The sequence below is a fragment of the Microcystis wesenbergii FACHB-1317 genome (genome assembly GCF_014696875.1).
Classification (GTDB): domain Bacteria; phylum Cyanobacteriota; class Cyanobacteriia; order Cyanobacteriales; family Microcystaceae; genus Microcystis; species Microcystis wesenbergii_A.
The window spans coordinates 1-12,943 of the sequence record NZ_JACJQV010000215.1; the positions used below are offsets into that span (position 1 = coordinate 1).

The window sequence follows — 12,943 nt, forward strand, 5'->3', positions numbered from 1 at the left end:
TTAAAATAAGGCTTTTGACCTGTTAAAGTCCGATGTTAGTGCAAGAAAATAGGATTGGGACTTTCAAAAACCTTGCATTATCCTTCTTGTAGTACATCGCTTGGTACAAAAAACAAGGGCAACAAAGCCTGAAACGACTGGCTACTGACTCCTGACTCCTGACTCCTACCCCCAGGAAAAACTTTTTCAGCAGACCCTAGGTATTAGCAGTAGGACACAACATTGACACTCCCATCGCGCTTAAGCGAGGGATTCTTGGTTCACTGAGTTTCCTTAATCTGGCAGGACGTATCCAACCAAACCAGAGGGAATCTCTCCCCAAGCGTATTAGTTTCCGTGTGTCCCACGGTACTTAGTCCCTTTTTGAGAATATTGATAGCGGCGTTAATATCTCTATCTTCTACATAGCCACAGTCAGGACAAATATGGGTTCTTGTAGATAGAGATTTAGGGACTTTTTGACCACAATTAGAGCAATTTTGACTCGTGTTATGGGGGGCTACTGCTACTGTAGCCTTACCATATTTAAAACCAAAATATTCTAACCATTGTCGGAAAGTTGACCAAGCCACATCATTGATAGATTTAGCTAGTCTAGAGTTTTTTACCATGCCTTGAATATTTAAGTTTTCGTAAGCGATGAAATCGTTAGATTTAATGACGCGCAATGCCTCTTTTTCGACAAAGCCTTTACGTTGCCTACTTACTCTTAAATGCTTTCTAGCATATCTCTTTCTAGCTTTTTGGTAGTTGTTTGATTGGGGTTGACCTTTTCTAAACTTTTTAGATTTCTTCCGATTCAGTCGGTTTAATCTTTTTTCTGCCGGTTGATAGTATTGCGGTATTTCTACCGTTTCCCCATCACTATTAGCGTAGAAAACTTTTAAACCTACATCCAATCCCACACATCTTTTAGTCGGTTCTAGCGGTTTCGCATATTCCCGAATATCAACGCTGAGACAGAATTGGACATAATAACCATCTGCTCGTTTAACAATCCTAACTCGTTTAATTTGGTCAATAGGGTAAAAGTTTAAGTCTCTGGTTCCTTTTAGTTTAACCGTGCCAATGTTTTTCTTATCTGTGAAAGTGATTTTCTTTCTATCCTCCGATAATTTCCATCCGGAGTTTTTATATTCCACAGAACGATTATTTTTCTGAAACTTGGGATAACCCTTTTTACCTTTAACCTTTTTCTGACAATTGTCATAGAAACGAGCAATAGCTGACCAAGCTCGTTCGGCCGATGCTTGTCTAGCAGTAGAATTTAGAGTATCGACAAACTTGAACTGTTTAGCGAGAACTGCACAATATTTATTGAGAGAATATTTATCGATTTTGTCTTCTCTCTTGGCATCCATCCAAAGCCTTAAAGCCTTATTACGGATGAATTGTACTGTACGAATAGCTTCATCAATGGCAGAACACTGACTTGGTTTAACCACGGCTTTCATTTCTAAGACAATCATTGTTTATCGACCTCAAACAACTTATTTTAAGTTAACCTGTAGAGCATCGGATTGTCAAGATTTTAGTGAACATTGAGCTTTTACATCGAAGCCCCTCGAAATGTCGTGCTTCGCTGTTTTATACTGGTCGGGGTTTCATCCCGTCGCTAAAAGCGAGGGTCTTCACCCCGACATTCAAGATAAAACATAGCCTAAATGTCCTTTTGTTGGTGTGCCAAATCCTTTAGCCATAAAGAATCATCCTCAAGATAACAAATCGATGGAAATTGTCGATGATAGCTGAGATTCTATCACTTGATGACCGAGATTAACCGGTCGAGCATTTCCCTCTACCGGCGCGCAATAACGGGGAATTGGACTAGAAACGAGGCTTATATGACGGTCACTCACCGCTAATCCATGGCTAGGATCATAACCTTTCCAGCCGCCCCCCGGCAAGTACACCTCTACCCAAGCGTGTAAATGTCTTTCTCCTTGGTCTAAATCTCCTTCTTGATAGCCACTGACAAAACGGGAAGCTAATCCCACACAGCGACACACATCCATAAATAAAACCACCAAATCGCGACAGGAACCCTGCTTATTTTTCCAAGTGTTTCCGGGTAGATAGGGTTCCCCGGTAAGACGAATAATTTGCTGACAATTTCGGTAAATTTTGTCATTAAGATTAAACAGGAAAGATAGCACCTGTCCCTCGGTTTCCTGCATAACTTCTTGGGCTAATGCTGCCATATCAGGGTCATTATTTAACCCATAAAATTGTCTGTAGGGTTGTAATTGGCTGTGGAGGGAAATGGGATAATCAAAGGGTAAACAGGTCGCCCAAGGTTCTAACAAATACTGAAAAGGATTAACCCCATGGGTTTCCACTTCACTCACCACATCAATCAATAATTCTTCTGTCGGTTGATTAAACCAAATTTGTAAACAAGAATTGCCATCGAGGTCGATAATATTAGTTATCGTTAAAGGTTCTGGGTTAATTTTGAGTGTGAACTCTCGCAAAGTTTGCCCACCATCGGATTTTGGTCGCAAGCGCAGCAGATGGGGTGATAAAATCACGGGTTGATTATAGAAATAGTTAGTTTGATGCCGAATGTGATAACGCATTAAGTTGTTAATTGGGATTGATATTGAAAGTTATTTACTGGCAGAGGTGAGGCAAGTTCAGGATTAAAAACAAAGAAAGTTTCTGTCATTTTTATTCCCACATCATTAACTCTTTTTTGAATATGGTCGAGGAATTCATGCAATCCCATTTCAATAATATCCTCGATAGTTAGATAGCTCATTTCCGCACAAAGTCGCCCTAAACTTCTTTCTACCGAATTCCCCCAAGTTCCTACAGGAGTCCCTGTAACTTGATGCAAACAGTGGTCTAATTCCCGCAGACAAAAGTGAATTGAACGAGGAAATTCTCGATTAAGAATTAAAAATTCGGCCACGTCACTAGGAGTAATCCGTCGTTGACATTTACGATACATTTCGTAGGCACTCACCGACCGCAGTAAAGCAATCCATTGAATTTGGTCTAGAGAAGTTCCTACCCATTGAGCGGAAGGTAAGAGATAATAGTATTTAACATCAAGAATTCTGGCGGTTTTATCGGCGCGTTCCTGTAATCTTCCCATAACGCCAAAATGCCAACCTTCATTATGAGTCATCGTTGCATCCATCACCCCCGCAAAACGGTGACTAGCCAATTTAACTTGGGTAAAAAAGTTCGGTAAAGTAGTTTGAGGATGGTAAGAGGAAGCATCTTTTACCATCAAGAAAAAACCATTAACCTGTTCCCACATTTCCGAAGAAATAATCTCGCGAACTGACCGAGCATTTTCTCTGGCCCAGCGCAAACAAGAGATAATTGAACTACTATATTCCGTGTCAAATGTCAAGAAATTGATCACATTTTCTGCGGTGGCTGTGCCGTAACGTTTCTTGAATTGTTCTAAATCTCCCGTGGTTAAAACCAAAGGTTCCCACTGTTGCAAAACACTGGTAGGTACATCTAACATTAAATTAAGGTTAACATCCATAAACCGGGCGACATTTTCTGCCCGTTCAATATAGCGATTTAACCAATAAATTGAATCGGCAACTCTACTAAGCATAATTAACCAGGAAAAAGTGAAAAGGGTAGGGTGGATTGGGCGAAAATAATTTATGCACTCGACTCATGATTTAATTTTGGCCGTAACCCAGCAAAATTTTGATTATTGTCTTGATTACTTGGTTAAAACCCAAGTGTCTTTACTGCCACCACCTTGAGAGGAATTAACCACTAAAGAACCCTTTTTCAAAGCCACGCGAGTTAACCCCCCGGGATGCACATAAATTTCATCGCCACGATGGAGAATATAGGGACGTAAATCCACATGACGACCTTCAACTTCCGTGTCAATTAAAGTGGGAACCCTAGAAAGACTTAACACCGGTTGAGCGATATAATTGCGGGGATTAGCGGCAATGCGTGGGGCGAATTCTGCCCTTTGTTCGGGGGTAGCTTGAGAACCGACTAACATCCCATAACCTCCCGACTCATTAGCGGCTTTCACAACTAACTTATCGAGATTATTTAAGACATAATCTAAGTCCTTTTCTCGCCAACAAAGATAGGTAGGAACGTTATTTAAAATCGCTTCTTCTCCCAGATAATAACGAATCATATCGGGGACAAAAGCATAAATAACCTTATCATCGGCGACTCCCGTACCCGGGGCATTAGCTAAAGCGACGCGACCTTCCTGAAAAACTTTTAATAACCCTGGTACACCTAACATCGAATCGGGACGAAAAACCGCTGGATCTAAAAAGTCATCATCGAGGCGACGATATACCACATCTACCCTTCTTAATCCCTTGGTGGTTTTCATTTGTAGATAACCATCAAAGACGACTAAATCACGCCCTTCCACTAATTCTACCCCCATTTGTTGGGCGATAAAAGAATGTTCAAAGTAGGCAGAATTATAGGTTCCGGGGGTCAAAACCACCACGGTGGGATTAGGTAATTGGAGCGGTGCTAAATTAAGGAGAGTTTCCAACAGATGGGAAGGATAATCATCCACCGGTTTAACATTCATTGTCTGGAAAATATCGGGGAAGGTGCTTTTCATTACCCGACGATTTTCGAGGACATAAGAAATACCAGAAGGAACCCGCAAATTATCCTCTAAAACGTACCACTGACCATCTTTATCGCGGACTAAATCGGTCCCGGTGATGTGACACCAGATACCTCCAGCCGGTTTCAGTCCCAGACAGGGTTTCAGAAATCCCGTCGCCGAGGCGATTAATTCGGGGGGAATAATGCCATCTTTAATGATTAACTGATCATTGTAGATATCGGAGAGAAAAAGATTGAGGGCTTTAATGCGTTGTTTCAGGCCTCTTTCTAAATAATCCCAGTCCTCAGCCGCGACAATTCGGGGAATAATATCAAAAGGAAAGATTTTTTCTACCCCTTGATTGTCGCTATAGACATTGAAAGTCACCCCCAATTCAAACAGGGCCGACTGAGCGGTTTCCCGGTGTTGTTGAAGTTCTCGGGGCGGCAGATTCTGCAACCATTTGATTAAAGGGGACGAGTGGGGACGAGGTTGACCATCATCCAAGAATAGTTCGTCGTAGAAGCCTTCGGGATCGTAGGTATTTAATAGCACGCTGACCTCATTTCATACCGATACTTTTTTGCTAACATACATTAACAATGCACTCTAAGAGAGTCTCTTAAAGAGGGGGTATCTCCCAAAGCACGAAGAAAAATTCCTCGTGCGCCATTAATATCTCTATCCATCGTCTTGCCATCAATCTTGGATTTAATGACTTTTTTTCCACCTAAGTTATGTATTAATTCACCAGTCCAGCTAACTGTTTTCGACCTATAGGCTTCACAGCAGTCTATTACTAATTTACCCATCTCAAAAGCCTTATGCTTGAGAAATTGCTTAAATCGGTAATGAGACCAGTTAAGCATCTGTCTAACAGATTTTGAGCGAATCTTCCTGCTATTTTTTAGAACCATTTCTGACACTTCAAAAGTAGGCAAAAGAATCACATCAAAGTTATCAACTAGGAATCTAGCAACTTGATGATGAAGTTCATCTACTAAATTCCTGATTTTATTTCTTAGTCGATTAGCCGCTTTTCGATAACGGTTTCTGGTTTTAGCATTAACTTTGGTAGAACGAGAAATTAAATCATCAAGGTGATAGCATAATCGTTGGATTTTACCTATATCCTGACTCCCGATTGAGCCAAAACTATTAGGCGAGAATAGTGCCAGAAAATCTCTAACACCGGGGTCTAGGGCGACAATGCGTCCTTGGTTATCGGATTCGCATCGTTGCACCTCATGGGGAATAGCTAAATAGTATTGTCCATTTCTGGATACTAATCGGCTATCCCCAAAATTGTCGGGCAGTGATTCGGTGAAGCGTATTTGCCCTAATTTTGCGTGATATATTCCTTTTTCTGAAATGGCTGACTTAGGAATATAACATGATTGCTGTTTATCTTTACGGGAACGGAATTTTACTTTCTGGATTTCCCCAGTTTTTTGATATTTTCTTTGAGCATTTTTAACGGCTTCACAAGCGTCTTTAACTGCTATTGATTTAATCTGGTAGGGGACTTCTTTAGCCCATTCTGGTAAATCATTAATGATTCCGGTCTTGATAGCCTTCCAATTAGCTTTTCTATCTGGTTCCTGTAGATATTTAATGGTTTGGTTGAAGACAAACCGAGATACTCCCCACCAGTGTTTCATCAGTTTCTTCTGTTCTGTTGTTGGATAAATCCGCACTTTCTTTGATTTTTTGAGCGTACTTCCTGAGTCCGGACATTCGGCAAGAGAAGATGTGAAGTATTTATAACAAGTCTGCTGTAAGTTCTGATTCGGGACTGTGAACAGTTTGGTCGAGAACCAAGATTTTGCCACCGTTTTGTTCGACCATATACTGTATAAGCTCGAATCTAAATCGGCATAATCTGTCCAGTGTGGACATAACAATTGTGAGTTTATTTCCCCACAATAATCTGTCCAGTATGGCTCTAAGTCCTTTTCTTTGGAAGTTAAGCCCACTACCGATGTCTTTGATGATTTCTGCCTCTGGATAGAATCCGCGCATAAAGCTGACTTGTCTCTCAAGGTCATCTCGTTGCTTGATTGAACTGACTCGGCAGTAGCAAACAAGGGAAGCTCTAGCTGCACCATTGACGTAAGACTGGACATCGTACAATCGTTGCCCTGCTTCGTTTTTGATACTTTTGATTTTCCCTTCATCGGCATATTCTCTTAATGTATTGGGATGTAATCCCCATAGCTCAACGGCTTTTCTTAGGGTCACAAACGTTCGCCTAAATAGTGGCGTATGTAGGTCAATGTGAGCAAATCAGTAACTAGCTGTCAACCTTACCTATTCCCAGTGTCGGACAATTGGCCTGATTTTTTGTAGTCTAGGAGACATTTTAAGGGAAATTTTAGGAAGTTGGCGGTTTTTCGGTACTAGCGATCGCCGATTGCTCCCCACCCGTGGAGAAACCTGACAAGAGCGAGAATTAGCCCTGAAAACTGTGTTACATTTTTTAAAGGTCACACCTTAAATCTTTCATTTTTCTTACTGGTTACGCGATGTTTACCAAACAAGTAACGGATTCTAAAGCCTATCAATGGTTTGAGGAACGCTTAGAAATTCAAGGGATCGCTGATGATATCAGCACCAAATACGTTCCCCCCCACGTCAATATCTTCTACTGTCTGGGTGGTATCACCCTTGTGTGCTTCGTGATCCAGTTTGCCACTGGTTTCGCCATGACCTTCTACTACAAACCCACTGTAGCAGAGGCCCTCTCCTCCGTACAGTACATCATGAACGAAGTTAACTTTGGCTGGTTAATTCGTTCTATCCATCGCTGGTCCGCCAGTATGATGGTGTTAATGATGATCCTGCACGTTTTCCGCGTCTATCTGACCGGTGGCTTCAAAAAACCTCGCGAATTAACCTGGGTAACTGGGGTTGTCCTGGCCGTGATCACCGTTAGCTTTGGTGTCACCGGTTACTCCTTACCCTGGGATCAGGTGGGTTACTGGGCGGTTAAAATTGTTTCCGGTGTACCTGCTGCTATTCCCGTCGTCGGTGATCAACTCGTCACCCTGATGCGCGGTAGCGAAAGCGTCGGTCAAGCAACTTTAACCCGTTTCTACAGCTTACATACCTTTGTACTACCATGGTCGATCGCGGTCTTCATGTTGCTACATTTCTTGATGATCCGTAAACAAGGCATTTCTGGGCCTCTATAATTCAGAAAAATATCTCTGTCGATCCGAAATCATTTTTAGGAGACATTATCCATGTCCACATTAAAAAAGCCCGATCTCAGCGATCCCGCTCTCCGCGCTAAGTTGGCTAAAGGTATGGGTCACAACTACTACGGTGAACCCGCTTGGCCTAACGATCTGCTCTATGTCTTCCCGGTGGTTATCTTCGGTACGATCGGACTCTGCACCGGTTTAGCGATTATGGATCCCACCATGATCGGTGAACCTGCCGATCCTTTCGCTACTCCCCTAGAAATTCTGCCGGAGTGGTATCTTTATCCCGTTTTCCAAATTCTCCGTATTCTTCCTAACAAACTCTTAGGTATCGCTTGCATGGCCGGCGTTCCCCTAGGCTTGATGTTAGTTCCCTTTATTGAAAGCGTCAATAAATTCCAAAATCCTTTCCGTCGTCCCGTCGCTACCGCTATCTTCCTATTTGGTACTGTGGTCACGATTTGGTTAGGTATTGGTGCCACTTTCCCCATCGATACATCTTTAACTCTCGGTTTGTTCTAAGTTACTGAACTCCGGCAGTTTTTTGCCCACGCTTGTGATTCCTGACTTGGGAAGAGCGATCGTGGGCAATTTTAATTGGGGTTTCTCCTATCGGGTAATTTGTTGTACCAAAGCGATGACATCGCTGCGGCTGAGTTTTTCCTTACCTAACGCTAGGACTTCGAGAGTGCCATGAGCTAAAGCGAGGGGAATCTTACAAAAATCAAGGGCTGGCCCTTTCGGCAGCGATTGAGTGTAATAATCGGCTAATTTCAGATTACGACGGGCATAATTATGAATATCACTAATTGTCCAACCCTGGGGCAGAAAACTTACCCCCCGGCGCCGATCCTCTCCGTGGTTGCGGGCAATATTAACCGCTTGTAAACCCCGACCAAAACCGATGGCATAACTGCGATTAGTTTCGGTCCCGTCGTACCAATTCCAGAGGTCAGACAGCAATAAACCCACAGCACCAGCCACACTAAAGGTATATTGATCTAATTCCACTTCTGTGCGAATATCCCAGTTATTGCCGGCCCAGTAGGCCATGCGATCGGCCATGGCCGCCGTAGCATCCCAAACCCGGGGGGCGATCGAATCCGGTGCTAACAGGGCCCATTCGCCAATTCTCAGGGTTACTTCTGGCAAAATCTCCCGATGGACTAAGCCAAAAGCAAAGTCCTCTTTGGTAGAGTTTTCAGTACCTGCTTGTAAATTCAGGCTAATTTGTCTTAATATCTGGGCTTTACTGAAGTTATCTAGGTCTGGATGGTCTTCTACTTCATCGATCGCCCTCATACAGAGATAAGCTGAAGCTACTGCCTCGAGCAGACGATCCGGTAAACGGCTTATGGGAATATAAAAAGTTCGACTCGTTTCTTGCAGAATCGTTAAAGCATTATCGCGCAAATTCATTCAGTCCTCTCCTCACGCCAACTTAGGTAACTACGAGTTAAACCAATCAGACAGATCGGTTTAGGTTATTCCGATGTTCCTAAGACAAAGTTGCTGCCTATTGTAGTATTATTATCCAAAATTTCGAGATTATTCTCGAAAAAATCAACCTTTAGGGTATTCTTGACAATTTTTATTTCTGGGATAGCTGAGGGACAATTACGGCAATTTTTCGAGATTACAGGCTTAAAAAGTAGTTTTTACCCGTTTTTAAACAGTATTTTTCGGCTTCATGGCAGGGATTGAAAGGAGATCACTTGTAAAACCGGCCCGATCATGGCCAGAGTCATCACATCTGAGCGAATTTGACCTATAACTGTGACTTTTGCCTTTGTTTGGATTAATTCGGCGGGAGGTTCCATTAATTCGTAGGTTTGACCGTTATCAGCAATTAATGCCCAAGTTCCCGTGCCTATTTCGATTCTTTTCACTTGACCCGTTACACTAATACTCATGCTTTAATTTCGCTCATCGAGGCGATCGCAATTGGCCCCACTGTTACAAGCATTCTATCGATATCTTTCCTAGTCATTGATTGCCAATTTTGCCAGACTTTAACCCCATAAATCAGTTTTTTTTATCTAAAAAGCGATTGCCAATGCCGCCACCACCGCTAAGAGGGATGCCACAATTGACCACGGCGGTTCGACAGGCTCACCGTCCACTCGACTGAGCATCGCCGAACGTCCTGAAAATGGGTAAAACCCTACACCCCACACCCCACACTCTGCCCCCACGAAAAACTTTTTCAGCAGACCCCAATTAAGCCTAACTGTTAATAGGGTGATGATCGGCAGTGCCATTAATTAGATTCCATAGGTGTCAACCACTGGGAGATAGTTTCTAATTTTTGACGGATTTGATCGAGATGATCCTGCACGGGTTGCAGGAAAGTTTCGTACTGTTGTACCTGAGTTTTTAAGCGCAATAATGCCAGGTTAGCATTGCGCCATTGTCGCTCCTGTTCCTCAAATTCACGAGTTTTTTGCTCTAAATCCGACCATTGACCGTCAATACTATCTCTGGTTTTTGGTAAATCCTCTTGTAGTCGCTTGATTTCTGCCGCTAAACGTTGACTTTCTTCGCGATTATTTTGATAATTATCAGCCAACAGAATTAACACTGGTTCAAAGCTACATTTTTGGGCATCTTCTGGGGATAAAATTCCCTGTCTCCGTTGCAGAATTTTCAGGTGTTGAGAGCGAATAGCTTGCCTTTCCCGAAGATTACGTCTTTGTCCAACTAAAGTTTCCGTCAGCATTCCTTTTTTTTCCTGTTCCTCGGCTAATTCGGCCTCTAAATTGGCTCGCTCAGATTCATCTATTCTGGCCATTCTTGCTGCCAATTCTTCCACGGTTTGGGATTGGAGAGTTAATTCTTCCTCTTGGTCGTTGACAAAATTTTCTAAGAGATCGAGGTCTGTTTGTAAATTGTTAACTAAGCTCTCCAATTCTTCTAAAGGCATTTTTTTAAGAGCTTCTAGATCGATTTTACCATCAAAATCTAGGTCTTGCCCTTGGGCGAGACAAAGGAGCATTTGTCGGGTAGAATCAGTGGTTTGTAGGGTGAGGTTAAGCTGAGCAAATAATTCCTGTTTTTGACTCAGAATAGTTTCTTGTATTTGCAATTGTACTTTAGCTGTTTCCAAAGCACTGCGACTCATCTGTAATTCCCTAGATCTTTGTTCGAGATGATTGAGCATTTGTTCGTTGGCGACCTGACGATCTTCTACCGCTTTTTTCTGCTCCTCTAAACTCTGCCAACAACTATTTAAAATTGTCTGTTGTCCCTGCACGGATTCAAGAGTGGAATGGAGAATTTGTGAGGGAGAATTGCCCTGGTCGTGATTATTAGCTAAACGTTCCGCTAGAGAGCGAATAAATTGTTGTTGTTCTGGGGAAAGATGGGGGAGGGAGTTGAAATTTATTTGTCCTTCTTCCAGGTGTCGCTGTTGCTCCTTTAATTGTTGTTTTAGGGTTTCCAGTTCTTGTCTTTGGTGCTCTAAATAATCGAATTCTGCCTCTATTTGCTCAATTTGCTCAATTCTTGCCTCCATTTCCATTTTCTGGCGGTCGAGAATCTCGCTTTGATAGGTGAGGGATTGTTTCCACTGCTCGATTTTCTCTTGATCTTCCTTGCTGCGCTCCATCAAACGGGAAATCTTTTGCAGTTGCCGCACTATCTCCGCTCCCGCTAATTCTGGGTTTCCTTGCAGTTGACGATTATTGCTCAAATTCACCAAGAGAAGAGCGCCTTCACCCCTGGAGTTAGTTTCATCGTAGGTTAGGATATCGTCCCCCGGTATGGCACTCCACGTCTGATCGTTATGCTGACAAGCCAATAGTTTCAATTCGATTTTGTAAGCACCGATAAAACCTTTAGTCTGTTTTTTTACTTCTGCAAGGTATAGCACGAGTAGTAGTCCTCTATCATAAAAGTTTTTGTAATTGGTTTTAGAGAGACTTGGCGCTCAAGGCTAGGAGCAGCCCCTCTATGGTTTCAGTCTACTTTTGATACATACATTTGTTCTCAATTTTCCCTTTTACCCAGAAGAAATTTTTTGAAGATTTTTCAGGGCAAACTTACTGTCCTAGTCTCAAAAAAATCGCCAGTCAAGCTCATAAATCGGCTCGTGTTTTCTGCCTCTTTTCTCCTCTGGCTGAAGTTTGAATCAGCTGACCACCCATCTAAATGATCGGTTAAGACAGCATGAGAGCCAGAAGCAAGGCGAAGAGACTAGCACATTTGTACCGAGAGTTGCCGAGTACAGTTTGAACTCAGTCAAGCTTACTGAAAAATATGTTATGCAATTAGCTTATCATATTCGTTGTCAGTGACAAGAGGAGGGAATAAATTCTCATGGACTAAAAGAAATAGCGTCCGGTGGGGGAGATTCCGAGAAATTATGCAAGGAAGCTTAAATGAGATTGACACTCGCAGTATCTTACAATTGATTGAATTAGGACAAAGAACAGGAGAACTATTAATTGAAGCCTCCGCCCTTACCTGTGCAGGGAGAGCATGGTTCTTGTTTTTTGTCAACGGTCAAATTGCCAACGGGAGCGAGTCCGGCACTCCTCCCCTCACCCGTTGGCAAGATTATCTATATCCCGACAGAATCAAAGTTAGAGAAGAACTAGGGGACGATAACCAGAGAGAAATCATCAATATCCCTGAATACGCCTATCTATGGCAATTAATAGCCAAGAATAGCTTAACTCCCCAGCGAGGTCGAGAAATTTTGACGGCGATGATTCTCGAAACCCTTTTCGATTTGTTTAGTTTACCAAAAGGTGACTTTAGCTTTAGTTGGGGGACGGCGATCGCTACTCCGCTCCTAACCCGAGAAATCAGCCCCTTAATTCCCCAAATTGCCAGACAAAGGCAACAGTGGCCACAATTTTATCCCCAGAGCCAACACCTCGACCAGTTTATCGAAAATTTGGGTTAAAACCCCGTCGTAGAACGACGGCTTTTCTTGATCCCGAATAGAGCATCCGAGAACCGCCAAGGGCGCACCTCTCAGTTATCAGTTATCAGTTATCAGTGGGTAAGTTATCAGTTATCAGATGTGAGTTTTTAAGTGTGCAGTAAGCTAAAACGCACTTAAACCACCTAAAATAGAAATAGTAACTTGAGAAAAATTCTACTTATGCCAGCTAAAGATTTCCTAGATTTAGAAGAAAAGAAAAACTTACAAAAA

Annotated in this window: 12 protein-coding genes; 3 read left to right on the forward strand and 9 right to left on the reverse strand. The window is 42.6% G+C overall.

What is annotated here, in order from left to right:
* Positions 1-260 precede the first annotated feature (260 nt).
* The 6 genes from H6F92_RS22885 to H6F92_RS27130 all read right to left on the reverse strand — a co-directional run bounded on the left by H6F92_RS22885 (position 261) and on the right by H6F92_RS27130 (position 6,817).
* The gene (locus H6F92_RS22885) at positions 261-1,469 is read right to left on the reverse strand and encodes an RNA-guided endonuclease InsQ/TnpB family protein (protein ID WP_190359621.1); all 1,209 of its coding nucleotides are present in this window, start codon (positions 1,467-1,469) and stop codon (positions 261-263) included.
* A gap of 243 nt (positions 1,470-1,712) precedes the next feature.
* Entirely contained in the window at positions 1,713-2,579 is an 867-nt protein-coding gene (locus H6F92_RS22890; protein WP_147070272.1) for a transglutaminase family protein, read from the reverse strand.
* On the reverse strand, positions 2,579-3,580 hold the full coding sequence (locus tag H6F92_RS22895) for an alpha-E domain-containing protein (RefSeq protein ID WP_079208838.1): 1,002 nt from the start codon (positions 3,578-3,580) through the stop codon (positions 2,579-2,581). Before H6F92_RS22895 ends, H6F92_RS22890 begins: the two co-directional genes overlap by 1 nt.
* Before the next feature lie 114 nt (positions 3,581-3,694).
* On the reverse strand, positions 3,695-5,131 hold the full coding sequence (locus H6F92_RS22900; RefSeq protein WP_190359622.1) for a circularly permuted type 2 ATP-grasp protein: 1,437 nt from the start codon (positions 5,129-5,131) through the stop codon (positions 3,695-3,697).
* 41 nt (positions 5,132-5,172) lie between these two features.
* Complete coding sequence (locus tag H6F92_RS22905) at positions 5,173-6,408, reverse strand: RNA-guided endonuclease InsQ/TnpB family protein (protein ID WP_265795697.1); 1,236 nt, start codon at positions 6,406-6,408, stop codon at positions 5,173-5,175.
* Positions 6,338-6,817 carry an IS607 family transposase gene (locus H6F92_RS27130; protein ID WP_199308304.1) on the reverse strand — a complete coding sequence of 160 codons (480 nt, stop codon included), beginning with the start codon at positions 6,815-6,817 and terminating at the stop codon, positions 6,338-6,340. The genes H6F92_RS22905 and H6F92_RS27130 overlap by 71 nt, the downstream gene beginning before the upstream one ends.
* 284 nt (positions 6,818-7,101) lie before the next feature.
* Here H6F92_RS27130 and petB point away from each other — a divergent pair, with 284 nt between their 5' ends.
* Positions 7,102-7,770 (forward strand): cytochrome b6, encoded by a 669-nt coding sequence (petB, locus tag H6F92_RS22915; protein ID WP_002738970.1) that lies wholly within the window; start codon positions 7,102-7,104, stop codon positions 7,768-7,770.
* A 51-nt stretch (positions 7,771-7,821) separates the two neighbouring features.
* Positions 7,822-8,304 (forward strand): cytochrome b6-f complex subunit IV, encoded by a 483-nt coding sequence (gene petD, locus H6F92_RS22920; RefSeq protein WP_004267928.1) that lies wholly within the window; start codon positions 7,822-7,824, stop codon positions 8,302-8,304.
* Between the two features lie 87 nt (positions 8,305-8,391).
* Here the strand turns inward: petD and H6F92_RS22925 are convergent, their stop codons facing one another.
* The 3 genes from H6F92_RS22925 to hmpF all read right to left on the reverse strand — a co-directional run bounded on the left by H6F92_RS22925 (position 8,392) and on the right by hmpF (position 11,653).
* A complete protein-coding gene (locus H6F92_RS22925; RefSeq protein ID WP_190359623.1) occupies positions 8,392-9,201 on the reverse strand; it encodes a squalene/phytoene synthase family protein in 810 nt (269 codons plus the stop codon).
* A gap of 269 nt (positions 9,202-9,470) precedes the next feature.
* Positions 9,471-9,695, reverse strand: coding sequence for a hypothetical protein (locus H6F92_RS22930; protein ID WP_190359624.1), 225 nt, complete (start codon positions 9,693-9,695; stop codon positions 9,471-9,473).
* Positions 9,696-10,042: 347 nt separating this feature from the next.
* Entirely contained in the window at positions 10,043-11,653 is a 1,611-nt protein-coding gene (gene hmpF / locus H6F92_RS22935) for a pilus motility taxis protein HmpF (RefSeq protein WP_190359625.1), read from the reverse strand.
* Between the two features lie 492 nt (positions 11,654-12,145).
* Here hmpF and H6F92_RS22940 point away from each other — a divergent pair, with 492 nt between their 5' ends.
* Positions 12,146-12,691 carry a DUF4388 domain-containing protein gene (locus tag H6F92_RS22940; protein ID WP_190359626.1) on the forward strand — a complete coding sequence of 182 codons (546 nt, stop codon included), beginning with the start codon at positions 12,146-12,148 and terminating at the stop codon, positions 12,689-12,691.
* The last annotated feature ends 252 nt before the right edge of the window (positions 12,692-12,943 follow it).